General features: G+C 68.2%; 28 protein-coding genes. 15 read left to right on the forward strand and 13 right to left on the reverse strand.

What is annotated here, in order from left to right:
- Positions 1-108: 108 nt before the first annotated feature.
- Complete coding sequence (locus NO931_RS12245) at positions 109-1,248, reverse strand: nucleotide exchange factor GrpE (protein WP_256392618.1); 1,140 nt, start codon at positions 1,246-1,248, stop codon at positions 109-111.
- Between the two features lie 131 nt (positions 1,249-1,379).
- On the opposite strand from NO931_RS12245, the gene NO931_RS12250 reads away from it, so the two are divergent.
- Complete coding sequence (locus NO931_RS12250) at positions 1,380-2,852, forward strand: DEAD/DEAH box helicase family protein (RefSeq protein WP_256392619.1); 1,473 nt, start codon at positions 1,380-1,382, stop codon at positions 2,850-2,852.
- Positions 2,853-2,871: 19 nt separating this feature from the next.
- Here the strand turns inward: NO931_RS12250 and NO931_RS12255 are convergent, their stop codons facing one another.
- Both NO931_RS12255 and NO931_RS12260 read right to left on the reverse strand, forming a co-directional pair.
- The gene (locus tag NO931_RS12255) at positions 2,872-4,038 is read right to left on the reverse strand and encodes a zinc-dependent alcohol dehydrogenase (protein ID WP_259371542.1); all 1,167 of its coding nucleotides are present in this window, start codon (positions 4,036-4,038) and stop codon (positions 2,872-2,874) included.
- A gap of 11 nt (positions 4,039-4,049) precedes the next feature.
- A complete protein-coding gene (locus NO931_RS12260; protein WP_256392621.1) occupies positions 4,050-4,823 on the reverse strand; it encodes an SRPBCC family protein in 774 nt (257 codons plus the stop codon).
- A gap of 276 nt (positions 4,824-5,099) precedes the next feature.
- Between NO931_RS12260 and fer the strand changes: the two genes are divergently transcribed.
- The 7 genes from fer to NO931_RS12295 all read left to right on the forward strand — a co-directional run bounded on the left by fer (position 5,100) and on the right by NO931_RS12295 (position 11,854).
- Positions 5,100-5,753, forward strand: a complete 654-nt coding sequence (gene fer / locus NO931_RS12265; RefSeq protein WP_256392622.1) for a ferredoxin Fer — start codon at positions 5,100-5,102, stop codon at positions 5,751-5,753.
- A gap of 133 nt (positions 5,754-5,886) precedes the next feature.
- A complete protein-coding gene (locus tag NO931_RS12270; RefSeq protein WP_256392623.1) occupies positions 5,887-6,756 on the forward strand; it encodes an alpha/beta fold hydrolase in 870 nt (289 codons plus the stop codon).
- 102 nt (positions 6,757-6,858) lie between these two features.
- On the forward strand, positions 6,859-7,926 hold the full coding sequence (locus NO931_RS12275) for a TrmB family transcriptional regulator (RefSeq protein WP_256392624.1): 1,068 nt from the start codon (positions 6,859-6,861) through the stop codon (positions 7,924-7,926).
- A gap of 162 nt (positions 7,927-8,088) precedes the next feature.
- Positions 8,089-8,718 (forward strand): response regulator, encoded by a 630-nt coding sequence (locus NO931_RS12280; RefSeq protein ID WP_256392625.1) that lies wholly within the window; start codon positions 8,089-8,091, stop codon positions 8,716-8,718.
- A gap of 88 nt (positions 8,719-8,806) precedes the next feature.
- The gene (locus NO931_RS12285; RefSeq protein WP_256392626.1) at positions 8,807-10,351 is read left to right on the forward strand and encodes a DUF790 family protein; all 1,545 of its coding nucleotides are present in this window, start codon (positions 8,807-8,809) and stop codon (positions 10,349-10,351) included.
- A gap of 69 nt (positions 10,352-10,420) precedes the next feature.
- A complete protein-coding gene (locus tag NO931_RS12290; RefSeq protein WP_256392627.1) occupies positions 10,421-10,867 on the forward strand; it encodes a universal stress protein in 447 nt (148 codons plus the stop codon).
- A 147-nt stretch (positions 10,868-11,014) separates the two neighbouring features.
- Entirely contained in the window at positions 11,015-11,854 is an 840-nt protein-coding gene (locus NO931_RS12295; RefSeq protein WP_256392628.1) for an aldo/keto reductase, read from the forward strand.
- A 38-nt stretch (positions 11,855-11,892) separates the two neighbouring features.
- Here the strand turns inward: NO931_RS12295 and NO931_RS12300 are convergent, their stop codons facing one another.
- The 3 genes from NO931_RS12300 to NO931_RS12310 all read right to left on the reverse strand — a co-directional run bounded on the left by NO931_RS12300 (position 11,893) and on the right by NO931_RS12310 (position 13,735).
- Positions 11,893-12,042: a hypothetical protein gene (locus tag NO931_RS12300; protein WP_256392629.1), complete on the reverse strand. Its 150-nt coding sequence runs from the start codon at positions 12,040-12,042 to the stop codon at positions 11,893-11,895.
- Between the two features lie 164 nt (positions 12,043-12,206).
- Positions 12,207-12,800, reverse strand: a complete 594-nt coding sequence (locus NO931_RS12305; RefSeq protein WP_445668785.1) for a DUF7122 family protein — start codon at positions 12,798-12,800, stop codon at positions 12,207-12,209.
- Positions 12,797-13,735 carry an RsmB/NOP family class I SAM-dependent RNA methyltransferase gene (locus tag NO931_RS12310; protein WP_256392630.1) on the reverse strand — a complete coding sequence of 313 codons (939 nt, stop codon included), beginning with the start codon at positions 13,733-13,735 and terminating at the stop codon, positions 12,797-12,799. Before NO931_RS12310 ends, NO931_RS12305 begins: the two co-directional genes overlap by 4 nt.
- A 119-nt stretch (positions 13,736-13,854) precedes the next feature.
- On the opposite strand from NO931_RS12310, the gene NO931_RS12315 reads away from it, so the two are divergent.
- On the forward strand, positions 13,855-14,598 hold the full coding sequence (locus NO931_RS12315) for a proteasome assembly chaperone family protein (RefSeq protein WP_256392631.1): 744 nt from the start codon (positions 13,855-13,857) through the stop codon (positions 14,596-14,598).
- 104 nt (positions 14,599-14,702) lie between these two features.
- Entirely contained in the window at positions 14,703-15,824 is a 1,122-nt protein-coding gene (locus tag NO931_RS12320; protein ID WP_256392632.1) for a pyridoxal phosphate-dependent aminotransferase, read from the forward strand.
- Positions 15,825-15,860: 36 nt separating this feature from the next.
- Here NO931_RS12320 and NO931_RS12325 read toward each other — a convergent pair whose 3' ends face one another.
- Positions 15,861-16,316 (reverse strand): response regulator, encoded by a 456-nt coding sequence (locus NO931_RS12325; RefSeq protein ID WP_256392633.1) that lies wholly within the window; start codon positions 16,314-16,316, stop codon positions 15,861-15,863.
- 124 nt (positions 16,317-16,440) lie between these two features.
- Between NO931_RS12325 and NO931_RS12330 the strand changes: the two genes are divergently transcribed.
- The 3 genes from NO931_RS12330 to NO931_RS12340 all read left to right on the forward strand — a co-directional run bounded on the left by NO931_RS12330 (position 16,441) and on the right by NO931_RS12340 (position 19,586).
- Positions 16,441-17,292, forward strand: coding sequence for a UbiA family prenyltransferase (locus NO931_RS12330; protein ID WP_256392634.1), 852 nt, complete (start codon positions 16,441-16,443; stop codon positions 17,290-17,292).
- 217 nt (positions 17,293-17,509) lie between these two features.
- The gene (locus NO931_RS12335) at positions 17,510-18,364 is read left to right on the forward strand and encodes a phosphatase PAP2 family protein (protein ID WP_256392635.1); all 855 of its coding nucleotides are present in this window, start codon (positions 17,510-17,512) and stop codon (positions 18,362-18,364) included.
- A 235-nt stretch (positions 18,365-18,599) separates the two neighbouring features.
- On the forward strand, positions 18,600-19,586 hold the full coding sequence (locus tag NO931_RS12340) for a hypothetical protein (RefSeq protein WP_256392636.1): 987 nt from the start codon (positions 18,600-18,602) through the stop codon (positions 19,584-19,586).
- A 54-nt stretch (positions 19,587-19,640) separates the two neighbouring features.
- On the opposite strand, the gene NO931_RS12345 is transcribed toward NO931_RS12340, so the two are convergent.
- Both NO931_RS12345 and NO931_RS12350 read right to left on the reverse strand, forming a co-directional pair.
- A complete protein-coding gene (locus tag NO931_RS12345; protein WP_256392637.1) occupies positions 19,641-20,423 on the reverse strand; it encodes a class I SAM-dependent methyltransferase in 783 nt (260 codons plus the stop codon).
- Between the two features lie 98 nt (positions 20,424-20,521).
- A complete protein-coding gene (locus NO931_RS12350; RefSeq protein WP_256392638.1) occupies positions 20,522-21,700 on the reverse strand; it encodes a redox-regulated ATPase YchF in 1,179 nt (392 codons plus the stop codon).
- 103 nt (positions 21,701-21,803) lie between these two features.
- Here NO931_RS12350 and NO931_RS12355 point away from each other — a divergent pair, with 103 nt between their 5' ends.
- Positions 21,804-22,079, forward strand: a complete 276-nt coding sequence (locus NO931_RS12355) for a hypothetical protein (protein ID WP_256392639.1) — start codon at positions 21,804-21,806, stop codon at positions 22,077-22,079.
- A 1-nt stretch (position 22,080) separates the two neighbouring features.
- Positions 22,081-22,227: a hypothetical protein gene (locus NO931_RS12360; protein ID WP_256392640.1), complete on the forward strand. Its 147-nt coding sequence runs from the start codon at positions 22,081-22,083 to the stop codon at positions 22,225-22,227.
- 104 nt (positions 22,228-22,331) lie between these two features.
- On the opposite strand, the gene NO931_RS12365 is transcribed toward NO931_RS12360, so the two are convergent.
- The 4 genes from NO931_RS12365 to NO931_RS12380 all read right to left on the reverse strand — a co-directional run bounded on the left by NO931_RS12365 (position 22,332) and on the right by NO931_RS12380 (position 25,217).
- A complete protein-coding gene (locus NO931_RS12365) occupies positions 22,332-22,691 on the reverse strand; it encodes a DUF7344 domain-containing protein (protein WP_256392641.1) in 360 nt (119 codons plus the stop codon).
- 62 nt (positions 22,692-22,753) lie between these two features.
- Positions 22,754-23,410 carry a helix-turn-helix domain-containing protein gene (locus NO931_RS12370; protein ID WP_256392642.1) on the reverse strand — a complete coding sequence of 219 codons (657 nt, stop codon included), beginning with the start codon at positions 23,408-23,410 and terminating at the stop codon, positions 22,754-22,756.
- Between the two features lie 103 nt (positions 23,411-23,513).
- Entirely contained in the window at positions 23,514-24,251 is a 738-nt protein-coding gene (locus NO931_RS12375; RefSeq protein WP_256392643.1) for a GNAT family N-acetyltransferase, read from the reverse strand.
- A gap of 228 nt (positions 24,252-24,479) precedes the next feature.
- A complete protein-coding gene (locus NO931_RS12380) occupies positions 24,480-25,217 on the reverse strand; it encodes a GNAT family N-acetyltransferase (protein ID WP_256392644.1) in 738 nt (245 codons plus the stop codon).
- Positions 25,218-25,305: the final 88 nt, after the last annotated feature.

The following is a 25,305-nucleotide window of genomic DNA, read 5'->3' on the forward strand; positions in this document are numbered from 1 at the left end:
TATGCGAATTAAAACCGGGGAGACGGGGCTGTGAACGGTTCTCGACGGACCGTCAGTTTCGCGGTTTTTATGGGACTCGGGACGGCGTCGAAGCGGAACCCGAATCGCCTACTCGTCGTCTTCGGCAGCGGGCTCGACTTCACTCTGATCGCTGTCAGTTTCGGCCTCGGCGTCCTCCTCGGTCGACGCCTCGGCGTCGCTCTCCGATTCCTCCTCGGTAGCGTCGGTGTCGTCGGCCGCCTCCTCGTTGTCTGACAAGTTCTCGTCGGCGGCGTCCGCTTCGTCCGTGCCCTCTTCTTCCGTTTCTGCATCGGCATCTCCGTCGTCGCCGGCGTCCTCCGAATCGGATTCTGCGTCGTCGTCACCGGCGTCTTCGTCCTCACCGGCATCGTTGTCGTCGCCGGAAACATCGTCCTCACCGGCATCCTCCTCGTCGGCATCGACCTCCTCGGAGTCCTCTTCGGCCACCTCGTCGTCTCCCGCGTCGGTGACTTCGGCGTCGTCGGAGTCGCTCTCGTCGACAGCCTCGGACTCGGCGTCGTCGCCCTCGTCTTCGGTCTCGGCGTCGGCGGCTTCGCCGGTCGAGACGGTCACCTGCGCGGACTGGAGCACCTTGTCGGCCATCTCGTAGCCCGGCCGGTACACGTCGACGATGCTGCCTTCCTCTTGCTCGCTGTCGGTCCGCATCATCACCTCGTGGCGCTGGGGGTCGACATCGTCGCCGGGTTCGGGTTCGACCGTCGTGACGTTCTCGTCTTCGAGGATGCGGTCGAACTGCTTGAGCGTCATCTCGACGCCCTCGCGGATGCTCTCGACGTTGTCGTGGTCCTGCTCGGACGCCCGCGTGAGGTTGTCGCGGACCTCGACGAGTCGCTCGACGAGGTCCTCGGTGGCCCGCTCCTTGATGCGCTCTTGCTCGCGCTGCTGGCGCTCCTTGTAGTTCTTGAAGTCGGCCTGCTTGCGCTGGAGCTTGTCCTCGTAGTCCTCGGCCTCCTCGCGCGCCTCCTCGAGTTCCGCTTCGAGTTCGTCGCGCTCGGAGCGGACCTCTTCGAGATCGCTCTCCAGATCCGAGACCGCGTGGTTCAGCTCGATCGCGATCTCGGCCAGCGACTTGACCTCCTGACCGAGCTCCGCGTCGTGGGACGCGACCTTCGCGACCAGATCCTCGCTGATCTCGACGTCCGCCTCGCCGTCCGCGTCGACCTCGGGCTCGACGGGCGCGGCCTCCGTTCCCTCGTCCTCGCTCATGGCCGGTACAAACCCCCGGGCAAGTATAAGGGTTCAGGAACGCACCGACGGCCGCCCCGGCGGGCTCGCGAGACGGAACTCCGTCGATGCGGGTAGCGTGGCTTTTTACCGAAGGACGCCTACGACCGGTCGTGATCGCGCTTTCGTTCGAGGAGGGGACGCTCCGGATCGAGGGCGACGGCGCCGACGCCGTCCCTCACGCCGAGTACGATCCGCGCTCGGAGAGCTATCGGGCGCCGGCACACCGGTACGGCGCGGTCCGCGACGCGCTCGCCCAGCGCGGGGTCGACGATCGGGTGCTCGATCTCCCCGAAGTCCCCGAACTGGCGTCGAGCTACCAGCTCCGCGGGTACCAGACCGACGCGCTCGACGCGTGGCGGGAGGGCAGCGGCGCAGCAGCGTCCGCCGCCGACGCGGAGAGCGGCGCCGCTGCGGAAAGCGCGACCGACGCGGAGACGGAACGCGGCGTCTCGGCGCCGCGTCGCGGCGTGCTGGAACTGCCGACGGGGAGCGGCAAGACGGTGATCGGCGTCGCCGCCATCGCCGACCTGTCGACGCCGACGCTCGTCGTGGTACCGACGATCGACCTGCTCGAACAGTGGCGCGAGGAGCTCGAAACCGAGTTCGGGGGAGGGGGAAGCCAACGAAAAAGCGGCGTCCGCACGGGGTCCGCCGCCGGCGTCGAGATCGGCCAGCTCGGCGGCGGCGTCCAGCGCGTCGGGCCGATCACGGTCGCGACGTACGACTCGGCGTATCTCCGGGCCGACGAGCTGGGCGATCGCTTCGGGCTGGTCGTCTTCGACGAGGTCCACCACCTCGGCGGCGAAGGGTACCGCGAGATCGCCCGCCTGCTCGCGGCGCCCGCCCGGCTCGGCCTGACGGCGACGTTCGAGCGCCCGGACGACGCCCACGAGGTCGTCGCGGAACTGGTCGGTCCGGTCGTCCACTCGCTCGACCCCGACGAGCTGGCCGGCGAACACCTCTCGCCGTACGACGTTCGGCGGCTCTCGGTCGAACTGACCGACGAGGAACGCGAGAACTACGACGCCAATCAGGGGACGTTCACGGACTACCTCGCCCGATCGAACATCCAGCTCAGGAGCGGTAGCGACTATCAGGAACTCGTGAAGCGCTCCGGAAACGACCCGGCCGCGCGCGAGGCGCTGCTGGCCAAGCAGCGCGCCCGCGAGATCATGATGAGCTGCGACGGCAAGATCGACGCTCTCGCGGAGATTCTCGATCGCCACCGCGGCGAGCGCACGATCGTCTTTACGGCCCACAACGACTTCGCCTACCGCATCGCCGAGCGCTTTCTCGTCCCGGCGATCACCCACCGGACCGCGACCCGGGAGCGCCGGGATATTCTGGAGAAGTTTCGGGCGGGCGAGTACACGCGCGTCGTCACCTCGAACGTGCTGGACGAGGGGATCGACGTGCCCGACGCCAGCGTCGCGGTCGTGCTCTCGGGCAGCGGCAGCGAGCGGGAGTTCACCCAACGGCTCGGACGGATCCTCCGACCGAGCGAGGAGACCGACCGGGCGCTGCTGTACGAGGTGATCGCGGACGACACCGCGGAGGAAGGCGTGGCGAGCCGGCGAAGATAATACGCTGACGGACGCCGCGTCAGGGCGTCAGGATCACCTTGATGCAGTCGTCGTCCTTGTCGTTGAACGTCTCGTACATCTCGGGAGCGGCGTCCAGCGGCTCCTCGTGGCTGACGACGAACGACGGGTCGATCTCGCCGTCCTCGATCGTCTCCAAGAGCGGATCGAGATAGCGCTGGACGTGGGTCTGGCCGGTCTTGATCGTGAGCGCCTTGTTCATCGCGGCGCCGAACGGCACGTTCGCGCGCCCGACGTAGACGCCCGGCACTGACAGCGTGCCGCCTTTCCGGCAGCACTCGATCGCCTCGCGGAGCACGTAGGGATGGTCGTCCTGCAGCTTCGCGTCCCGTTTCACCGGGTCGGTGACGCCTTCGAGGCCGACGCCGTGGGCGTCCGTCCCGACCGCGTCGATGCAGCTGTCGGGGCCGCGCCCGCCGGTCAGCTCCATCAATCGGTCGTACACGTCCTCGTCGGCGTAATCGATCGTCTCGGCGTCGGCGTGCTCGCTGGCCATCTCCAGGCGCTCGGGCACCCGATCGATGGCGACGACGCGCTCGGCGCCGAGCATCCGGGCGCTCTGGATCGCGAACTGCCCGACCGGGCCGCAGCCCCAGACCGCGACGGTGTCGTTCTCCTCGATCTGGGCGTTCTCGGCCGCCATGTACCCCGTCGGGAATATGTCCGAGAGAAACAGCACCTGCTCGTCGGACAGGTCGGAGTCGATCTTGATCGGCCCCACGTCGGCGTAGGGCACCCGCAGGTACTCCGCCTGCCCGCCGGCGTAGCCGCCCATCATGTGGGAGTAGCCGAACAGGCCGGCCGGCGAGTGGCCCATCATCTTGCGGGCGATCTCGGCGTTCGGATTGGAGTTGTCACACAGCGAGTACAGCCCCTGCTCGCAGAACCAGCACTCCCCGCAGCTGATCGTGAACGGGACGACGACCCGGTCGCCGATCTCCAGGGTCTCGACCTCGTCGCCGACATCGACGACCTCGCCCATCGGCTCGTGACCCAGCACGTCGCCCTCGCGCATCGAGGGCACTCTGTCGTTGTACAGATGCAGATCGGAGCCGCAGATCGCCGTGGCCGTGATCTCGACGATCGCGTCCGTCGGATTGACGATCTCCGGCCGGGGCACCTCGTCGACGCGGACGTCCCGGTCGCCGTGCCAGCAGACGGCCTCCATCGTCTCTCGGCTCACACCAGATCACCCCGACCGCGCGCCGAGGGATTGGATTCGGTCGTCGGGATCTCACCCGTCTCGGCGAGGCTCTTGAACCGATCGAGCGCGACGCCCCCGAGCGACTCGGGGACGACGTCGAGGCGTTCGATCGCCGACCGTCCGAGTTCGCCGCCCGGCGGATCGAGTTCGAGTCGCAGCGTCGCGATCGTCCCGCGGTCGCCCGGCGCCTCGCGGAACTCCACCGACAGCTCGTCGAACAGCGCCGACTCGTCGACCGGCTCCCAGCGCAGGTCGTCGGCGGCGTCCTCGGCGATCAGCTCCGCCTCCCAGGATACCCTCCTGTCGAGCGGGGCGCCGACGGTCCAGCGCTGGCGGTCCTCCCCAGTCGATTCGACCTCGGCGACCGGCTCCGCGATCCGCGACAGTGTTTCGGCGTCGCTCAGCAGTTCCGAGAGCTCGTCGGCCGGCTTCGCGACCGTGACGGACTCGGCGATCGTCAGCGAATCGTCGTCGAGTTCCGGCTCGGCCTGACTCGCCGACGCGCTGGGGGCCCGGTCCGGACGGACCAGCCCCCAGACGGCGCGCGCGGACAGCCAGCCGCCGACGAGCGCGATCGCCGTCCCCCCGAGCGAGCGCCGCCTGAGTCCGGTCACCACGAGCGCGCCGCCGAGCGCGGCCGTGCCGACGCGCCGCCACTGCCCGGCGTCCGACTCTCGACGCTCGCGGTTCGGCGCCGCGGTTTCCGCCGCCGACGTTTCGCCCTCCGAATCGACAGCGTCTGCGGACACGAATCACCGCCTCCGGCTGTCGACGGTCGGTCGATCACAGACAGTTCCCCCTGCACCGCGCGCGATATCGGCGTCGTGCGTACGACTGCGTACTGACATTACAGTCCCCCGTGAAAACGTGGCGAAAACGTCCGTCTTAGGCGTTTGGGGACCGCGCCCGGCGTCGTTCGAGCGGGGTGATCGCGACTGCGCCTCTCGCACGACCGTGGAATAGGACGACGGGGAGATATCGCCGCCGGGCGAGAGAATATATTCGTCCGCTCGCTAGTGGCGCCCGTGGCGTCCCCATACGAGATTCTGGGTGTCGATCCCGACGCGAGCGAGGACGAACTCGTCGACGCCTACCGGCAGCGAGTCAAGGAGGCCCACCCCGATCAGGGCGGGTCCGCACAGGAGTTCCAGACGGTCAAGACGGCCTACGAGCGGATCCAGAACGGCGACGGCCGCGCGGACCTCGACGCCGAGAGCGCCGACGCCGAGCCGAGCGTCGACGCCGAGCCCGAACCGCCCGAACACCGGGTCGAGTATCTCAACTACGAGGTGCTCGACGACCACGGCTGGTCGATCGACGACGACGACCTGTTCGAGAAGGCGGAGGCGGCGGACCTGACTCGATCCGACCACGGCGAGATCACGGTCGACCCCGGCGAGTCGCTGCTGGAGGCCGCCGAAAACAGCGGGCGTGCGTGGCCCTTCGCCTGCCGGGGCGGCGCCTGCTCGAACTGCGCGGTCGCGGTCATCGAGGGCGAGATACCCCCGCCGACCAGCCACGTCCTCACCCAGGAGATGCTCGACCGCGGGATCCGGCTGTCGTGTATCACGTCGCCGATCACGACCGACACGAAGGTCGTCTACAACGTCAAACACCTCCCCGAAGTCGAGGAACTACTCCTCTCGGCGAGCCGGTTCGAACGCGCTCACACCGACTGATTCACCCGTCGCGGCGTCCTCCGAGTCTTCGCCGCACGAGGACGCCGAAGCGACCGCGGCGTCCCGACGCCGACTCCAACCCGACCCCCAGCCGTTGCAAGGTATTTCCGGGCGCACGACGACGACTCACACGATGGCGACGGAGCACCCTTCCGAAGTAGCGCCCGTCGACGAGTGGGTCGAAGTCGAGGGGCTACAGTTACACTACCTCTCGGCGGGCAGCGGGGGGACGCCGGTCCTCCTGCTCCACGGCGGGGTCGTCGACGCCGCGTCGCTCTCGTGGGGGGCGACGATCGGCCCGCTGGCCGGCGACCGCCGGGTCGTCGCGCTCGACATGGCGGGGTACGGCAACAGCGCGCGGCCCGACGTCTCCTACAGCACGGCGTTCCACGTCGACGTCGTCGCGGCGGTCGTCGAGCGGCTCGGGTTCGACGCGGTCGACGTCGTCGGCGTCTCGCTGGGCGGCGGCGTCGGGCTGGGCTACGCCCTCCGCGAGCCCGACCGAGTCAGGAAGCTCGCGCTGGTCGACAGCTACGGCCTGGGCAGCGAACTTCCCAACGGTGCGGGGACGTTCGCCCTCTCGCGAGTACCCAGGCTCAACCAGCTCTCGCTGTCGGTTCTCAAACGCAATCGCTGGCTCGCAAAGCAGAGCCTCAGGGGGATCGTCGCCGACGTCGGCACGCTCTCGGCGCCCGTGATCGACGAGTACTATCGGCTGCTCCAGCACCCCCAGGCCGGGAAAGCCTACCGTCGGTGGCGTCGCCACGAGGTCCGGCGCTCGGGCTTTCGCACCGACTACTCCCACCGCCTCGACGACGTCGCGGCGCCGACGCTGTTCGTCCACGGCGCCGACGATCCGGTGTTTCCCGCGTCGTGGTCGCGCAACGCCGCCGCGAGCGTTCCCGACGCCCGGCTGGAGGTGCTCTCGAACTGCGGGCACTGGCCGCCCAGGGAGCACACGAAGACGTTCAACGAGCTACTGGCGGAGTTTCTCGACGAGTAGGGCGCGCTCGCGGACGGCGCGGGGCGCCGGCACGATCGTCGCCGAGACGGCCCCGCCGCCAAGACAACCGCGATTAATATCCTCGACGCGAAAGGTCGGCGCATGGACGAACGAGCGCTTCGCGACGGGCTCATGGCGATCGGGCTCACGCAGTACGAAGCCGACGCGTACGCGGCGCTGCTGGATCTCGGTCGCGCACCGGCCGTCGACGTCGCGCAGGCCGCGGACGTGCCCCGAGCGCGCATCTACGACGTGATCCGGTCGCTGGCAGAACAGGGATACGTCGAGACGTTCGACGACGGCGGGCTCCACGCGCAGGCGGTCGATCCCGACGCCGTGGTCGACGAACTGTCGGCGGCCGCCGACCACCTGGAGTCGACCGCCGACGCCGTCGAGGAGCGCTGGGAGGAGCCGCCGATCGCCGACCGCCAGATCAGCGTCGTCAAGCGCTTCGAGACGCTGTTCCGGCTCGCCCGCGAGCGCATCGCAGAAGCCGAGTTTGGCATCAAGATCGCTGCGACGCCCGCCCAATTTGCCGAACTCGCGGACGCGCTGGCCGACGCCCGCGACGACGGCGTCGTCGTGAAGCTGACGCTCCACGGCGACGAGCTGGACGCGGACGACGACCGCGACGCGCTGACCGACCTAGTCGACGGCGTCCCGACGGAGACCCGCGTCAGGGACCTCCCGACGTCGATGCTGGTCGTGATCGACCACCGCGAGGTGCTGTTCGCGCCCGGCCGACCGCTGTCGGTCGGCGAGCAGGGGCTGTTCCTCGACGACGTCTGGTTCGCACAGATGGCCGACTGGTTCTTCCGAACGGCGCTGTGGGCCGTCTGGGACCCGATCCAGCGTGATCGCCCCGAGCGGGCGACGTACACCGACATTCGCGAGTGTCTGGAGTCGGTCGCCCCGATCGTCGAAGACGGCGGTCGTGTCCGAGCGGCGGTGAGGCCGCTGGACGACCCCGACCGCCTGATCGAGGGGGAGATCGCCGACGTGACGTACCGCCGCTCGGACGAGACCGGCGGCTCTCCGCTGGAGCCGTACGTCGAGGTGGCGTCCCTGACGCTGTCGACCGCCGACGGCGCCGTCGAAGTCGGGAACTGGGACGCCGTCGTCGAGGACGTCAGGGCGGGCGCGATCGAGATCGTCGACATCGAGACGTAGCGGGGTCGCTTCGATCGAAACCGCCACCAGAGCTATAACGCACCGTGGGTAACGTCCCCACAGTTGTAGCATGAGTGCCACCGGAGCGAGTCGCACGGACCGACGACCGACCGCGGATGGTGCCGGATCGACGACCGATCGGGTCGGCACGGAGCGATCGCCATGAGCGACGGGTCGGCGGACGACGCCGACGGCAACCGGCACGACGACGCCGACAGCGGGCCGCCGGTAGACGTGCTGATCGTCGAGGACGAGAAGCAGGTCGCCGAGCTCTACGCCTCGTGGCTCGACGACAGGTACCGCGTGAGCGTCGCCGCCGGCGGCGAGGCCGCGCTGGCCGCCTGGGACGACGAGGTCGACGTCGTGTTGCTCGACCGGCGGATGCCCGACGTGTCTGGCGACGAGGTGCTCGCCGCCCTGCGGGAACGGGGCGCCGAGTGTCCCGTCGCGATCGTCACGGCGATCGATCCCACCGTCGACATCGTCGAGATGGGGTTCGACGAGTACCTCGTCAAGCCCGTCGATCGCGACGATCTCGTCGAGACGATCGAGCGCCTGCTCGACCGGACGAAGTACCGGGACGGGCTCCAGGAGTACTTCGCGAACGTCTCGAAGCGGACCGTGCTCGAAAAGCACGTCGAGGGCGCCGAAATCCGGCAGAGCGAGGCGTACGAGCGACTCCAGAGCCGGATCGAGGAGATCGAAACGGACCTCGAAGCGACGCTGTACCGCTTCGAGGACCGGGACTTCCGCGCGGTGTTTCGCGAGTTCGAGGAGCCGGCGGCTGAGTGACGCCGCAGCGAGGTCGGCGTCCAGTTCGAGGACGCGACCGACCGGTCCGTCGTATCGTTTTTGTCGCCCCGCCGCCGACGTACGGTGAATGCTGACCAAGGACCTTCTGCGCGTCTCGCGAGCGGGCGGAGGCTACCAGCCGCAGTTCGCCGAGCGGCGCCACCGCCCGCTGGCCGCGAAGGTCCTCGGAACGTACCAGGGGCACGTCGGCCACCGTAGGGAGGAGCTGACTACGGCGCTGACCGACCTCGAACGCGAGGCCGAGGACTTCAAGCTGGTCCGGGGGTTCGCGAAGCTACTGGAGCGCGAGGCGACCTTCGAGACGCGGGCGCCGATCGAGCCCGTGCGCGCCCGAACGGCGGCGTTCGCGGCCGCCGAGGCCGAGGGCGTCGTCACGTCGGCCGAGCGGTCGCGGGCGCTCGACCGAGCCGCCGACGATCTGGACGCCGAGCCCGACGCTCTCGATCGATCGCTGTACGCCGACCTCGAACCGCGACAGGTGCTCGACTCGGTCGACGCGCGCTGGGATCCCGACGAGCTGCTCGCCCAGTACAACCTCTCGCTGGCTCAGACGGCGCTGTTCGACGCGACCGAAATCCGCGTACGCTCGTCTGACCCGAAGGCGCTGGTATCGGCTGTCAAGCGCCTGCGGCTGATGTACGAGGTGCGGACGCTCGAGGGCGAAGCGGCGTCGGGCAGCGGGGAAGGGCCCAACAGCGCACGCGAGGTCGTCGTCACGGGCCCCGACCGGCTGTTCCGCGCGACTCGGCGCTACGGCACCCGCTTCGCTCGACTGCTGCGCACGATCGCCAAGGCCGACGAGTGGAACCTCTCGGCGACGATCGACGACCGCGGCACCGAACGCGAGTTGCGCCTCTCGGACGCCGACCCGGTCCGGGTGCCCGGCGTCGAACCCGTCACGGAGGTCAGCTACGACAGCGGCGTCGAGGCCGACTTCGCCGCGCGCTTCGAGTCGCTCGATCTGGACTGGGAACTCACCCGCGAGCCAGAGCCACTGGCGGCCGGCGAGAGCGTCATGATCCCCGACTTCTCGTTCGGCTATCGCCACGCCGACTTCACGGTTTACTTCGAGATCATGGGGTTCTGGACGCCCGAGTACGTCGACTCGAAGCTCGAAAAGCTAGACCACGTCGACGACGAGGAGCTGCTCGTCGCCGTCGACGAGAGCCTCGGCGCGGGCGAGCAGATCGAGGCTCGCGATCACCGCGCGATCCCCTACTCGGGGACCGTCCGGATCAAGGACGTCAGGGACGCGCTCAGGGCGTACGAGGACGATCTCGTGGCGGCGAGCGCCGCCGATCTGCCCGACGAGCTCGCCCCCGACGACGACGTGATCGGGATCGACGAACTCGCGGCGCGACACGGCGTCAGCGAGGCCGCGATCGAGGACAAGTCGTTCCCCGAGCACAGGCTGGTCGGGCGGACGCTGATCCGGCCCGCCGTTCTGGACGCCCTCGCCGACGATATCGAGGCGGGGATGGCCTACGGTGACGCCGAGGCCGCGCTCGACGACGCCGGCGTCGCCGACGCCAGCGCGGCGCTGTCGGCGCTGGGCTACCGCGTCGAGTGGGACGGACTGTCCGGCGGGACGATCCGCGAGCGCGAGGATTGAGGCTGGAGCGGGCGACGTGCGCACCCGGCCGTAGAAAGGATTAACATCCGCCCCGACGAGCGTGGAACCATGACTCTCCTGGTGCCGTTCGACGGCTCGGAGCTCTCGACGGCGGCGCTCGATCGCGCGACGGAGTTCGGCGAGTTCACCGGCGAGGACGTCGTCGCGCTGGCGGTGATCCCGCCGGACGCCGAGTTCGCCCGCGATCGGGGCTGGCTCGACCCCGGCGAGCAGTTCGACACCGAGATGATCTGTACCCGGCTCCGCCAGCGCGTCGAGGACGTCGCGCCCGACGCGCGGTTCCGCTGCGAGGAGACCGAGGAGACCGACTACCGGGCGACGCTGACGACCGACGTCACCCGGACGATCCGGCAGGTCGCCGCCGACCTGCAGGCGTCGATCATCTTCGTCGGCAGCGAGAACGCCGGGCGCGTCTCGACGCCGCTGACCAGCGTCGGCAACCCGCTCTCGGAGGATCCGCGCTACGACGTTCACATCGTCCGCCACGCCGACTGAGCGCCGTCGCTGTGCGGCCGGCTGGCCCACCTCGGCGTCGAGCGGGCCGCGTCGGCGTCAAGCGGGCCGCGTCGGCGTCAAGCCCGCTCCCGACGAGCGTGCCGGAACCCCTAGCGGTTAGGGCGAACCCCTCCTCTGTTCGACCGTATGACCGCACCGACAGTGACGCTGCCGAGCGGCGACGAGATGCCGATGATCGGTTACGGAACGTGGGATATCGGGGGCGAAACCGTCCAGGAGGGCGTCCGTGCGGCGCTGGACGCCGGATACACCCACGTCGACACGGCCGAGGGGTATATGAACGAGGCGGAGATCGGCGAGGTGCTCGCGGAGTACGACCGCGACGACGTCTTCCTCACCTCGAAGGTACTCCCGAAGAATCTCGAATACGAGTCGGTGCGCCGCTCCTGCGAGGAGTCCCTCGAAAAACTGGGCACCGACTATCTCGATCTGTACCTGATCCACTGGCCCAATCCCGCGGTGTCGCTCCGCGAGACGCTGGACGCGATGGCCCAACTCCACGAGGAGGGCAAAGTCAGGAACGTCGGCGTCTCCAACTTCAGCCCCTACCAGCTCGGCGCCGCGAACCACGTCTCGGACGTACCGATCGCCGTCAACCAGATCGAGTACCATCCCTACCTCCAGCGCCCCGACTGGATCGAGACGGCCCGCGAGTCCGATACCGTGGTCGAGGCCGCGGCGCCGCTGGCCCGGACCGAGGTGCTCGGCGACGACACCGTCCAGGAACTGGCCGACGAGTACGACAGGACGCCCGCCCAGATCGTGCTCCGGTGGGCGATCGAGAACGACGTCGTCGCCATCCCCAAGTCGAGTTCGCCCGAGCACGTCCGCGACAACTTCGAGCTGTTCGACTGGTCGCTCGACGACACCGACCGGGAGCGGCTCGACGACCTCGACCGGGACCACGCGGTGTACGACTCGCGCAAGAAGGACTGGACGCGGGACGTCTACGGCATCTCGAAGTAACCGACCGCGACGCCGGAAAAAAGCCGACGGAACTTGTCCTACTCGATCCGCACGAGCCGATCACTCCAGCACTCGGCGCAGGATTCGTCGTTGGAGCTGTAGGTACAGCCGCAGACGGTACATCGGAAGAGGCCGCCGCGGTCGTCGCGACGGACGAACTTGTCGAGATAGCGCTTCAACGTTGACATGACTCGCTGTGTAGCGTGAACGCTACGTGCGATGCGGTACACCACGTGGGCATAAGCTTCCGGGTACTGGTAGCGGGAAAAACACGTCACACGTCGAACCGATCGGATAGCCGGCAGTCGCGATACCTGCCGACCCGCCTCGGATCCGGTCACCGGACGGAGAGCTACAGGTCCCGCTGGCGCCCCTTCGGCACCATCGAGCGCAGCGTGCCGTGAGTGAACAGGCCGACGCCGATCGGCTCGACGCCGCCGGCGATCTCGTGAGCGGCGATCAGGTAGCCCCAGTCGCCGTCCCAGTCCGGTTCGAGGTCCTCGCCTGCCGCGAACGCCCTGGCCTGCGCGGCGTCGAGTTCGATGACGTTCGTCGACGCGTCGCGCCCGAACCGCTGGACGGCGTCGGTCGTCGGCTTCCAGTGCTCCTGGCGCGTGCGCAAGAACTTCATCCCGATCGCCTCGACCTCGATCGGCGAGACGACCTCGCCCGCGAGCGCCCAGATCTTGCCGGCGCCTTTCTCCCAGAACGTGTACTCCGCGAACGTCTCCGGTTGGATGCCGAAGCGCGTCTCCCACCAGTCGAGCACTTCCTCGCGAGTCGCCCGCCCCTCGACCTCGCGCTCGGCATCGGTCGCCGGCAGTCGGGCGAAGCGACGGCCGACGTTCTGGCGGAGGTCGTCGCCGCCGGACGCCGTTGCCTCGTCCTCGCCGCCCGACGCCGCTGCGTCACCGGCGTCGTCAGCGCCCGCGCCGTCGTCGCTCACGTCCCCACCTCCAGGGTCGCGCAGAAGAACCCGCCAGTATCGTTGTGGTGGGGGTAGATCCGGGCGGCCTTCTGGACGCTCGGGTCGTAGGACTCGCCTTCCCATTCGGTGATTCCAGGGGCGTGGTCCATCGGTACGTCCTGCTCGACGACGCGACAGTCCTCGACGTCGAGCACGTGATCGAGCACGGCCTCGTTCTCCTCGGGCGCGAACGTACACGTCGAGTAGACGACGCGCCCGCCGGGTTTCGTCGCCTGGATCGCTCGCGTCAGGATGCCTTTCTGGACGCCCGCGACGCTGGAGACGTGATCCAGCGACCACTCGTCTAACACGTCGGGGTTCTTCCGGATGGTGCCCTCACAGGTGCAGGGCGCGTCGACGAGAGCGCGGTCGAACGCGTCGAACGCGCCGGACTCCTCGCGTGCCCTGCTGCCGTCGAACGGCTTCAGCGAGAAGTTCCGGGCGTCCTGGTTGGTGACGGCGGCGTTCGTGACGCCCAGCCGTTCGGCGTTGAATCGCAGCGCCGACAGCCGTCCGAGGTTGTTGTCGTTGGCGACCACGAGTCCGCGGTCGTCCATCAGCGCGGCGAGCTGGGTCGACTTGCTGCCCGGCGCCGCGGCGGCGTCCCAGACGCGCTCGCCCGGCTGCGGGTCGAGTACGACCGGCGGGAGCGACGACACCTCCTCCTGACCGTGGATCCAGCCGTGCATCGACGGCCAGGTCGTCCCGGGGCTATCGGTGTCCAGCGTGAGCACGCGCTCGTTCCAGTCCGCGGGCTCGTAGCCGACGCCGGCCTCGTCGAAGGCGGCCTGCACCCGGTCGACGTCGGCCTTGATCGTGTTGACCCGCACCGCCGACGACAGCGGCCGCTCGCAGGCGTCGAGAAACGCCTCGAAGTCGTCGATCAGCGGTCGGTACCGCTCCAATGGTTCCATTGGCGCCGGCTTCGCGCGGCGGCCGCTTGGGGGTTTCGGAGCGGAGCGGCCGCCCGGGCCGCCGCCAGCCCGCCGCAGGCGCCGCGGCGCTTAAGCGGAATGGCGTGCAAGCAGATAACATGGCACGTATCGAGCGCCGCGCCGACGTGGACTTCGAGGAGCCGACGCTGGTCGAGGGGCTGCCGGGTCTGGGGCTGGTCGGGAAGCTCGCGACCGACCACCTCGTCGAGACGTTCGACATGACCTACTACGCGAGCGTCCACTGCGCTGGCCTGCCGGGCGTCGGCGTCTACCGGGAGGGCGATCGGATCGTCCGACCGGCAGTGCGGCTGTACGCCGACGCTAAGCGGAACCTCGTTGCGCTCCAGAGCGACGTGCCGGTGTCGGCGTCTGCAGCGCCGGGCTTCGCCGAGTGCGTCACCGATTGGATCGACGCCGAAGACGCGTTGCCGGTGTACTTCAGCGGCTATCCCGGCCAGAGCGAGACCGACGAGCCGCCGGTGTTCGGCGTCGCCACGACCGACGCCGCGGCCGATCGGCTGGCGAATCTCGACGTCGCGGCGCCGAGCGAGAACGGCGCCGTCGCCGGGCCGACCGGGGCGCTGCTCGAACGTGCCGCAGAGACGGGCGTCGACGGCATCGGACTGATCGTCGAGAGCGACCCGCAGTTCCCGGACCCGGAGGCCGCCGCGGCCCTGATCGAGCGCGGGATCGGCCCGCTCGCCGACATCGACGCCGACGTCTCGGAGCTGCGCGACCGCGCCGAGGAGATCCGCGCGCAAAAGGAACAGCTCGCCCGCCGGATGCAGCAGGCCGCCACCGACGAGAGTTCCCAAGCCCAGCCGATCCGGATGTTCCAGTAACGCGGCGAGCGCAGACGACGGCGCCGGCCGCGCCCGCGGCGATGACGGCACCGAGCGCGTCCGCAACCACCAAAATTATCCCCGCCCGCCGCGCCCGTAGGGGTATGACGGAGTTCGCACGGCGCGTCGAAGGCGTGTCGATCAGCGGCATCCGAGAGGTGTTCGAGGCCGCGGGCGAGGACGCGATCAATCTCGGGCTGGGCCAGCCCGACTTCCCGGCGCCGGCCCACGCCCGCGAGGCCGCCACCGAGGCGATCGCCGAGGGGCTGGCCGACGGCTACACCGGAAACAAGGGGATCGAGAGCCTGCGCGAGGCGATCGCCGAGAAGTACGCCCGCGATCAGGGCGTCGAGGTCGACCCGGGCGACGTGATCGCCACCGCGGGCGGCAGCGAGGCGCTGCACCTCGCGATCGAGGCGCACGTCGATCCCGGCGAGGAAGTGATCTTCCCCGATCCCGGCTTCGTCTCCTACGACGCGCTCACCCGGCTGGCCGACGGCGTCCCGAAGCCGGTCGAACTGCGCGAGGATCTGACGCTCGATCCCGCAACCGTCGAGGAGGCGATCACCGACGACACCGCGGCGTTCGTCGTCAACAGCCCGTCGAACCCGACCGGCGCGGTCGCCGGCGAGGACGATATTCGGGAGTTCGCCCGGATCGCCGACGAGCACGACGTCGTCTGCATCTCCGACGAGGTGTACGAGCGCATCGTGTTCGACGGCGCGCACCACTCGCCGATGGAGTTCGCCGAGACCGACTCGGTGGTCACGGTCGGCGCCTGCTCGAAAACCTACTCGATGACCGGCTGGCGGCTGGGCTGGGTGCAGGCCTCGAACCGCCGGATCGAGCGGATGCTTCGCGTCCATCAGTACATGCAGGCCTGCGCGAGCGCGCCGGCGCAGTTCGCCGCCGAGGCGGCGCTGACCGGCCCGCAGGATCGGGTCGACGAGATGGTGGCCGCCTTCGAGGAGCGCCGCGACGTGCTGCTCGACGGGCTCGAAGACGCCGGGCTGGAGGTACCGACGCCGACGGGTGCGTTCTACGCGATGCCGAAGGTGCCCGAGGGGTGGGTCGACGAAGTGATCGACAGCGGCGTCGTCGTCGTGCCGGGCGACGCCTTCGGCGTCCGCGGCGAGGGGTACGCCCGGATCTCCTACGCGACCGGAATGGAGGAACTGAAGGAGGCCATCGAGATCATGCAGGACGTGACCCGTCGAATCGACTGAGCGGATGCCGCGGTCCGGTCCGGCGGGATCGGCGCATCACCCGTCCTCGGGCGGCAGCCGGACGACCGAGAGCCAGAACTCCTGAAACGTCCGGACGACCTCGATGAACTCCTCGGGATCGACGGGTTTCGTGAGGAACGCGTTCGCCTTGAGTTCGTACGACTGGACGATGTCCTCCTGCGCTTCCGAACTCGTCAGCACGACGACCGGGAGCGCTTCGAGGGCGGGGTCGTCGCGGATCTCGTCGAGCACCTCGTCGCCGTCCTTGCGCGGGAGGTTGAGATCGAGCAGCACGATGTCGGGGCGGGGCGCGTCGGCGTACTCGCCGCGCTGGCGGAGAAACTCCAGGGCGTCGACGCCGTCGTTGACGACGTGAAGCGTGTTCTTGATCTGTCCCTCTCTGAACGCCTCCTCGGTGAGGCGCACGTCGCCGGGGTTGTCCTCGACGAGCAGGATATCCGCGGTGTCGGCGGGACTGTCCGGGTAGCTCACTACGTGGCACTGACGACGGGAGAGATCATAAACGTCGAGCGCCGGCGCAGGCTCAGCCGACGCTCGCCGGCCCGACGTCGCTCGCCACCCGGACCATTATGCGCTGACAGGTGTAGCGGTACGTATGAGCATCGCACGGCACGACGACGGCCCGCGAGCGGCGCTCGCGGCGCTGGGCTCGCAGATACATCCGGTCTTCATGCTGCCGCCGATCGCCGCGTCGCTGTTCGGCGCGGTCCTCGCCGGGCGGTTCGACCCGCTGCCGGGGACGCTCCACGCCGTCGCCATCTTCGCGGCCGTCTACACGGCGCACGTCAAGGACGGCTACGTCGACTTCTACGGCCGCGGCGAGGACGACGACCACCCGCTGACCGCGGCGGGCTGTCGGTACGCCCTCGCGGGGTCGTCGGCGACGTTTTTCGCCTGCGTCGTCGCGCTGTGGCTCGTCGTCGACGCCGGCGCCGCGCTGGTGACGCTGCCGTGCTGGCTCATCGCGTACCACCACGCGCCCCAACTCGACACGAACCCCGTCACGGCCACCTCCGGCTATCCGGCCGGCGTCGCGCTGGCGATCCTCGGCGGCTACTACGCGCAGGTCGGCGCGCTCGCCGCGCGTCCGGTCGCGTTCGCGATCGTCTTTCTCGCCCTGCTTTCGGGCGTGAAGGTGATCGACGACGCGCAGGACTACGACTACGACCGGTCGATCCGGAAGCGAACCGTCGCCGTGGCGGTCGGGCCGGACCGGGCGTGGTCGGTCGCGTACGCGCTGATGCTGTCGGCGCTGGCGCTCGTCGTCGGACTGGCCGTCGCCGGCCCGTTTCCGACCGGCAGCGCGCTCGCCGCGCTCGCGTTCGCCGCGGTCGCCGCGATCGCGCGCCGGGCCGACCCCGAGATCGCGACGATGCTGTTGATCCGCGGCAGCTACGTGTTCCTGGCGGTGCTCGTGGCCGCGGTCTGGTGGCAGCCGCTGGGATGATCGCGCTCGACGACTCGCGGACGGCGGTCACTAACCGGGGGCGGTGGTTTCGTTCGATCGCCGCAGTCCGATGTTATTATACGTCAGCCAGAGAACATCCTGACGTGATCCGGCGAGCCAGGGACGCGCTCGCAGTCTGTGAGCACGCCGCCGTCTGGTCCACGGCGAGACCGCGGCCCCACACCTCGCCGACAAGAACCCAAGGAGGAACCCAACGATGGCACTACTGAACGCCCTGATCGTCACCGTGCTGGCCGTCGCAGGCGGTCTCGCGGTGACGGCCGCGCTCTGCATCGACGTCGAACAACTGCGCCGAACTGCCGGCAGTCTCGAACAAAGGCTCACCAACGTCGCGCCGTATCTGGCCGTGACGGCCGTGTTCTTCCTCGGCAAGCGCGCGACCCATGGCACCACCCTGGAAATATCGAAGTCGCTGGACTGGAACCTCACCGACGAAATCTACGCGATCGAGGGGCTGTTCGTCGCGCACCTGCAGGATTTCACGCCGAACGTGACCTACGATTTCTTCTCGGCCATGTACATGTTCGGATTCCCGTTCCTGCTCGTCTTCCCCCTGCTGGCCTACTTCTTGTTGCCCTCCGGCCGATACCTCAAGGAGTTGCTGATGGCGTACCTGCTCAACTACTTCATCGGGACGCTGTTTTACACGCTGTTCATCGTGAGGGGACCCAGAAACCGGGTGCCCGACGCCGTCGCGGAGCCGATGTACGAGCTGTACCCCCAGACGCAGGACCTGACGGCCGCCGTGTCGGCGAACACGAACGTGTTCCCGTCGCTACACACCTCGCTCGCGGTGGCCGCCGCGATCATCGCCTGGCGGTCCCGAGAGGAGTATCCGCGCTGGTTCAAAATATCGGCGTTCGTCGCGACCTGCATTGTGCTCTCGACGATGATTCTGGGCATCCACTGGCTGATCGACGTGATCGCGGGCCTCGTGCTCGCGGTCGTCAGCGTCTGGGGTGCGATCCGCATCGTCGACTGGGGCGAGAACAAGCGATCCGGGACGAACGACGCGATCTCCGGCGGTGCGCCTACCAGTACGGACGACTGAGTAGCCCGCCGGAACCCGCCGGATTGCACCCCGGATCGCTCCCCGGATCGAGCAACCCCTGCATAATCGACCGCTCGGCACCGGCGCCGAGGAGAAAGCATTTATCCGAATAGGGAGCAGTTTCCGACGATAGCTACGCAGCGACGCTCGACACCAGATTCATGACGGAACGAAGCGACACCAAACGGGCCATCGCGACCGCACCGCGGAGCGGCGTCTTCGCGGGGTGGCGGGCGTGAACCGTCGCAAACTGCTCAAGCTGCTCGGCGGCGGCGTGGCGACCGTCGGCAGCGGCAAGGCGCTGTACAACACGCAGGTCGGCTACGGCGTCGTCACCGGAACGAACGTCCGCGAGCAGGATCTCAAACCGCTGCTCACCGAGTGGATGCGCGTCGACGACTACCGCGCCGAACTCGACGAGCACGCCGTCGAACTGTCGGGCGACACCGTCGCAGTGACCGACGGCGACGGCGTCGTCGCCGAGCGCTCGGTGACCGACACCGCACCCGAGGAAGCCGCAGAGATCGACGACGAGTACGGGCTTGCGGGCGGTCCCGTCGAGGAACTCGTCCGGACGGTTCCGGCGCTCCGGGCGGGCGATTTCGTCGTCGAGGGCGCCAAATTCGACGAGTTCTTCGAGCGGATCGCCGACGCCGATAGCCTCCCGTTCGCGACCGGAGCGACCCGGGACGGGTACGACTACGCCGACGCCGAGACCGTCGGCGCGTTCGTCGACGCCGACCCCGCCGATCCCGAGCGCGTCGTCACGGCGCTGCGGGCCGCGTTCCGCGAGCACAGCAGCTACGACAAGCCCCGGTACGTCGCGGGGTCGATCGAGGACAACGTCCTGTTCGGGACGGTCGACCTCCGGAAGCACTTCGAGTCCCCGGTCGGCTTCGGAGCGCTGGAGAGCGGCAAGGCGACGGGGTTGTTCTGCACCGAGCTGACGCGCCGCTCGACCGAGGCGCTCCACGCCGTCCCCGCTCACGAGGCGACCGCCCCGGTCGTCGCGATGTTCGTCAGCGACACCCGACACAAGCACGCCTACACCGGCGTCGCGAGCCTGCTGCGGGAAGACGGCGAGCTCGTGATGGCGATCACGTTCCTCGATTACATGCACTCGACGCTGTACGACGATCTAAAGTTGACCGGCGTGCTGGGCGACGGGCTGGACGCTTACAACTCCCGGCACCGGGCGACCGACGTCTACTGGCATCGGTAGGGACGCCGGAGACGCCCCGTCTCCGAATCGCTACGGGGTTCGATGGTCGGAAAGTCAGTCGACGACGGCACGAAATCCGAGCGTTCGTGGTACTTTCGCCTTCAGTTCCGGCGACGTACTTTTCGCGCCCTCGTCGTCGTAGTCGTCCGGGTCGTCGCTTTGCGGCCACTCCCAGAGCTGCTTGACCTCGAAACCGGCTTCAACGAGAGCTGTGTGGAGTTCGCCAATCGTCCGGTCGAAGACGACGATATCCTCGTGGAGTACCTCGTCGTTCTTGTCGCGACGTGGACCGGCAGCGTGATAGCTCCGCTCGAACTCCAGCGTGTCCGGATCGAACAGTTCGTGGAACGGGTGCGGAACCTCGAACGAGAGCACGCCGTCCTCCCGAAGCACGCGCCGCGCTTCCCCGAGCGCGGCGTCGAGATCTTCGACCATGAAGTACACGAATCCGGAGTACGCAAGATCGAAGGCGTCGTCGGCCAGGGGGAGATCCGAGACGTCGCCGACGACGAACTCGGCGTCGACGCCGTACAGATTTCGCAACCGGGTCGCGTGGCGGAGCTGCTGGGTCGAGAAGTCGACGCCGACGGCGGTACCGATCCCTTCGTCGGCGGCGCCGACCGTTCCCTGCCCGCCGCCACAACCCAGTTCGACGAAATCCAGATCCTCGAACGCAGGAAGTCGTTCGGCCTGCCAGTCGTCCAGCGACCCGGGGTCGGGCAACGGAGAGTACACCGGCGGGAGGCCGCCGTCGTCCGTCTCAGCGTTCCACATCGCCTGATGCTCGTCGGCCCAGGCGTCCCACAGCTCTCGGTTCTCACCGTCCGGATCTGCCATACAATTCGCACCAAACTGGACGATAATAAACGCTGGGTGGGACGATTCGCGTCGATCCCCTCGGGAGAAGACGAGACGGTCGATCCGTGCCTCCCGAATCAGTTCGTGCTGACGATCTTGATCACGTCGCCCTCCTCCAGTTCGTAGCCCTCGCCGACCTCGCGATTCGTGCGGGCGTCGACGGCGTGGAGGTAGCCGTCGCCGATGTCGGAGTGGACGGCGTAGGCCAGGTCGACGGGCGTCGAGCCGTCGGGCAGCAGGAAGGCGTCGGGCAGCACGTTGCCCTTGGCGTCGGTCCACTTGCTCCGGTCCTGGACGGGGTAGGCGGTGAGCCGGTCGAGCAGGTCGTACACCGCGAAGTCCAGCGCGCCCTGGATGCCGGTGCCGTCCCAGTGGGCGATGGTGTCGCGCAGGTCGGTCAGCGCGTCGCGCTGCTGGTCGTTGACGTCGCCGACGATCTCGAAGTCGTGGTCGCCCGGGTCGTAGTCGACCAGCCCGGCGTCGGCGGCGTTGCGCAGCGCGAGTTCGCCCTCGGCGGTGGTGGGGATCACCGGCTTGTCCAGTTCGAGCAGGCGCTCGACGTTCTCCTCGGGCGCGACGTCGATCTTGTTGGCGGCGACGATGATCGGCTTCGTCCGGGCGCGAACGTCGCGGGCCAGCTCCTCGCGGTGCTCGTCGGTCCACTGGATCGGGTCGTCCGGGTAGTCGAGGCTGCGCAGGCTCGCCGCCACGTCGGCCTCGGTGGCGCCGAAACCGGTCAGCATGTCCGCGAGCGCGTCGTCGATGTCGAAATCAGGCGAGCGGGACTTGCGCTCGACCGATTCCCAGTTGCCGTCGATGATGCCCGCCAGCCAGAGGTCCATCTCCTCCTCGACGAAGTCGATGTCCTCGATCGGGTCGTGTTCGCCGATCTCGACGGGTTCGCCCTCCTCGTTGGTGGCGCCGGAGGCGTCGATCACGTTGACGATCGCGTCGGCGTTGGTCAGCTCGTCGAGGAACTGGTTTCCTAACCCTTTGCCCTCGTGGGCGCCGGGGACCAGCCCGGCGACGTCGAGCAGCTCGATCGGGACGTACCGTTTCCCGTCGCGGCAGTTTTCGTTGCCACAGCGCTCGTCGCGATCGAGGCAGGGGCAGTCAGTTCGGACGTGGGTGACGCCGCGGTTGGCGTCGATCGTCGTGAACGGGTAGTTCGCGACGTCGACGTCGGCCCGCGTGGCCGCCGTGTAGAACGTTGACTTGCCGGCGTTCGGTTTCCCGGCAAGCGCGATGGAGATCATTGGCACACCCTACTCGCGTCGCCGAAAATTGCCTTTCGGTTCCGCGAGGCTCGCTGTAGGCCACGGGCAAGATTTATCCTAGACGGGCCAGTACACTTCGAACATGTCGACTTCAAGACCGTTTTTCCTCCAGTCGTCGGGAGAACTCGATACCGACCGGATACTGTACGAAGCGATCCCGCTCGCGAAGCTCGTCGCCGCCGTCGGGCTGGTCGCGCTCGTGCCGGTGTTTCTGCGAGTTCTGCTGTCCGACCTCCTCGGGGTCGCTTCCGCGCTCGGGCTCTTGCTGACGCTCGCGACGCAGTTCGTCCTCGCGGTCGGGACCGGCATCATACTCATGTACGTCGTCGTCCGCGCGATCCAGATCGCCGAGGATTGAGATGCGAGGAACGGAGTCGGGCACCAGGCTTCTGACGCGACTCCTTGAACGCAAGGGCGACCTCCCGCCCGCAGAGACGCGCGACGTCGGCGCCGAGACGGTCGAGGTGCCGATGCCCGACGGCGTCGCGCTGTCGACGCTCCAGTAAGCGAGCAGTCGGTCGACGGCAGCGCTAACCTATCGCGGGCGTCTTCCGATCGTGCGGCGGGCGGGGCAAGACGCGCCACGGGGAGGTGGCGTCGACGCGCCGCGTCAGAGATCGAGGGGCGGCGCGGCCGCGGGATCGGCGTCGAGAACCTCCGTCAGTTGCGTTTCCACCTGAGCGAACCGGTCCGTCGGTTCGACAAGTTGTCGCTCGCGATCGTACTTGATCAGTCCGGCGTCCGCCAGCCGCGGCGCGTGTCTGTGGTGGAGTTCCGCCTTGATTTGGGTCAGCGTCTCGCCGGAGACCTCTGCCAGCGGCTCGTGGTGATTGTGCTTGACGATCGCCTTCGTCAGGTCGTTGATCGTCAACGACCGTTCTTGCGTCACCAGCACGCCGAGCACGATGCGGCGGCGTCTATCGGCACACAGATCGAGAACGTCGTCGAATGTCGGCGCGTCCCTTCCCATTACGCAACCGTAGAGGCCAAGCGAGATTCCGGTCTTCCCTTGTTCATACAACTCGTTTTTAACTACACCCGACGTTCGGTCTCCGGCAGCGTGGTCTCGAGGAGATTCTCGATGCCGCGTCGAAGCCGGGACGCGACGGCCTGCTGGGTGATTCCGAGCTCGTCCCCGAGTTCGTCCATCGTCACGGCTCGCGGCGTCTCGAAGTACCCTCGATCGTAGCCGAGCACTAACGCCTCGCGCTGGGCGTCGGTGAGCGCGGCTTCGGTCTCCGATTCGATGGGCGTGAGCGCGTGAAGTTTCGTGAGCGTAATCGGGATGTCGAGCTCCCGGCAGCGCCGCTGGAACGCCGCGATGTCCGTCCGGTCGTCGCCGCGGACGTCGAACGTCCACTGCTCGTTGGTGCCGACGGCCTCGATGAGCGGAATTTCCGTCTCCGTCAACGAGCTGAGGATGCCGTCGTAGTTCAGGGTCCACTCGACGCGCAGCAGATACTGGTCTCCGACGGAATCGACCAGCCGTATGTCCTCCACGCCCGGATGATCGCGAAACGTGCCCGCCACGTCGTCGGCGTCCGTGCCGCGGACCCAGAAGTAGGGGATCACGACGTCCTGGGCCGGGATGATCCGCTCCAGTTCGATCGTCACGTCCGGCAGCTCCTCGAAAATCGTCCCCAGCGGAAACTCGTCGGCGGGGACGGTGAACGTCGCCTCAGTAGCCATCGTGCTACCCGACGAACCCCCCGAACAAATGGGTAGCGGCCACCGAACGCCGACCGTCGGTTCGCGACGCCGCCGTCGACCGGCTGCGGTTCGGGGCCGCGGCCTACAGCTCGACGGCCAGCATCAGCTCGTCGACGTACTCGTCCTCGATCCGGTAGTGGTCCTCGCGGACCGCCTCGATCTCCCAGCCGTGTGCCTCGAGGAACTCGACGGCGGCGTCGTTCGTCGCCGGGACGCTCTGGTACACTTTTTCGTAGCCGCTCTGGCCGGCCCACTCCAGGGCGCGCGAGAGCAGGTGGCTGCCGAGACCGTTCCCGCGGTACTCAGGCAGGACGCCGACGGTCAGCTCGGCGGTGTGGCGCAGCTTGGCGAGCTCGGGCGCCCGGAAGTGGGCCCAGCCGACCACCTCGTCCTCGACGGTGGCGACGAAGAACATCCGCGACTCGACCTCGTTGTGCCGCAGCAGGGCGTCCTCGCGGTCGATCTCCTGGGCGACCGTCTCCGCGACGATGTGGTCGCCCGGCTCGGCGACCCGCCGGATGACGCCGACGATCCCCGTCAGATCCTCCTGCCGCGCCGGGCGGACTGCGAACGCCTGATCGCCGCGGGCGAACTCCTCGTGGCCGGCGTCGTCGAAGGCGACCGCCAGCTCGCCGTCGTCGGTCAGCGTCAGGTGGCCGTCGCGCCGGAGCATCGACACGTGGTGACGAAAGCCCCTGCTGTCCTCGGGCAGCAGTTCCTCTCGGACGGTCTCGGGGTCGACCGATCCGCGTCGCTCGACGTACTCGTAGATGCGCTGGCGATCTCTGTGGTCGAACTGCAGCGACTTGGCGGTCCCCATACGAGAACATGTAACGCACCCGGACCTCTTTATCGTTTGCCCCGAAATCGACGGACGGCGGCGGGATATTTTGACTCGGGACCGAATTAAGTCGTCGCGATCCGCGGCGACGAGGTCCCGCCACGACGTCGGAAAGCGCCGGAGCGGTCACTGCCGAACGACCGTTTGCAGGCGAAGTCCTCGGAGAAGCGAACCGCTGATACCGTGGGGCTGCAGTCGACAGTTCGGCTACAGCTCGACGGCCAGCATCATTTCGTCGACGTACTCGCCATCGATCTTGTAGTGGTCCTCGCGAACCGCCTCGGTCTCCCAGCCGTGGGTTTCGAGGAATTCGACGGCGGCGTCGTTCGTCGCCGGGACGCTCTGGTACACTTTTTCGTAGCCGTTCTTGCCGGCCCACTCCAGCCCGCGCGAGAGCAGGTGGCTGCCCAGCCCGCGCCCGCGGTACTCGTCGACGACGCCGACGGTCAGCTCGGCGGTGTGGTGGAGCTTCTCCAGTTCGGGCGCGTTGATGTGGACCCAGCCGACTACCTCGTCGTTGACCGTCGCGACGAAGAACATCCGCGACTCGATCTCGTTGTGGCGCAACAGCGCTTCCTGGTGATCTAGCTCCTGTGCGACCGTCTCGGCGACGATGTACGTGCCCCGCTCGACGACCTGTCGCATCGCCCCCACGATCCCGGTCAGGTCCTTCTGGCGGGCCGGCCGCACCGTGAACGTGAACTCCTCGCCGGAGAACTCTTCCTCGCCCTCCTCCTCGATGGCGACCTTCAGATCGCCGTCCGCGGTCGGCTCGAGGTAGCCGTTGCGCTTGAGGATCGCGAGGTGGTGGCGAAAGCCCCCGCGGTCGTTGGGAAGCACCTCGCGCTGGGCATCGTCTGGGTCTGCTGTCCCGTGCCGCTCCACGTAGTCGTAGATCTGCTGGCGATCTTCGTGGTCGAACTCCAGTGTCTCCGAGAGTTGCATGATTAATGATACCGAATAGCAAGGCAAATAGGTTGCGGTGATTTTGGCGGGTTCCCGATACAAGGACGATGAAAACGCTGTCGTCGGC

The organism is Natronoarchaeum rubrum (assembly GCF_024494695.1).

Coding starts and splice junctions, on each gene's coding strand:
- NO931_RS12245 (WP_256392618.1), bottom strand. CDS start 1,248: ATGAGCGAGGACGAGGGAACGGAGGCCGCGCCCGTCGAGCCCGAGGTC.
- NO931_RS12255 (WP_259371542.1), bottom strand. CDS start 4,038: ATGGAGGCCGTCTGCTGGCACGGCGACCGGGACGTCCGCGTCGACGAG.
- NO931_RS12270 (WP_256392623.1), top strand. CDS start 5,887: ATGGCGACGGAGCACCCTTCCGAAGTAGCGCCCGTCGACGAGTGGGTC.
- NO931_RS12275 (WP_256392624.1), top strand. CDS start 6,859: ATGGACGAACGAGCGCTTCGCGACGGGCTCATGGCGATCGGGCTCACG.
- NO931_RS12280 (WP_256392625.1), top strand. CDS start 8,089: ATGAGCGACGGGTCGGCGGACGACGCCGACGGCAACCGGCACGACGAC.
- NO931_RS12285 (WP_256392626.1), top strand. CDS start 8,807: ATGCTGACCAAGGACCTTCTGCGCGTCTCGCGAGCGGGCGGAGGCTAC.
- NO931_RS12290 (WP_256392627.1), top strand. CDS start 10,421: ATGACTCTCCTGGTGCCGTTCGACGGCTCGGAGCTCTCGACGGCGGCG.
- NO931_RS12295 (WP_256392628.1), top strand. CDS start 11,015: ATGACCGCACCGACAGTGACGCTGCCGAGCGGCGACGAGATGCCGATG.
- NO931_RS12300 (WP_256392629.1), bottom strand. CDS start 12,042: ATGTCAACGTTGAAGCGCTATCTCGACAAGTTCGTCCGTCGCGACGAC.
- NO931_RS12310 (WP_256392630.1), bottom strand. CDS start 13,735: ATGGAACCATTGGAGCGGTACCGACCGCTGATCGACGACTTCGAGGCG.
- NO931_RS12315 (WP_256392631.1), top strand. CDS start 13,855: ATGGCACGTATCGAGCGCCGCGCCGACGTGGACTTCGAGGAGCCGACG.
- NO931_RS12320 (WP_256392632.1), top strand. CDS start 14,703: ATGACGGAGTTCGCACGGCGCGTCGAAGGCGTGTCGATCAGCGGCATC.
- NO931_RS12330 (WP_256392634.1), top strand. CDS start 16,441: ATGAGCATCGCACGGCACGACGACGGCCCGCGAGCGGCGCTCGCGGCG.
- NO931_RS12335 (WP_256392635.1), top strand. CDS start 17,510: ATGGCACTACTGAACGCCCTGATCGTCACCGTGCTGGCCGTCGCAGGC.
- NO931_RS12345 (WP_256392637.1), bottom strand. CDS start 20,423: ATGGCAGATCCGGACGGTGAGAACCGAGAGCTGTGGGACGCCTGGGCC.
- NO931_RS12350 (WP_256392638.1), bottom strand. CDS start 21,700: ATGATCTCCATCGCGCTTGCCGGGAAACCGAACGCCGGCAAGTCAACG.
- NO931_RS12355 (WP_256392639.1), top strand. CDS start 21,804: ATGTCGACTTCAAGACCGTTTTTCCTCCAGTCGTCGGGAGAACTCGAT.
- NO931_RS12360 (WP_256392640.1), top strand. CDS start 22,081: ATGCGAGGAACGGAGTCGGGCACCAGGCTTCTGACGCGACTCCTTGAA.
- NO931_RS12365 (WP_256392641.1), bottom strand. CDS start 22,691: ATGGGAAGGGACGCGCCGACATTCGACGACGTTCTCGATCTGTGTGCC.
- NO931_RS12370 (WP_256392642.1), bottom strand. CDS start 23,410: ATGGCTACTGAGGCGACGTTCACCGTCCCCGCCGACGAGTTTCCGCTG.
- NO931_RS12375 (WP_256392643.1), bottom strand. CDS start 24,251: ATGGGGACCGCCAAGTCGCTGCAGTTCGACCACAGAGATCGCCAGCGC.
- NO931_RS12380 (WP_256392644.1), bottom strand. CDS start 25,217: ATGCAACTCTCGGAGACACTGGAGTTCGACCACGAAGATCGCCAGCAG.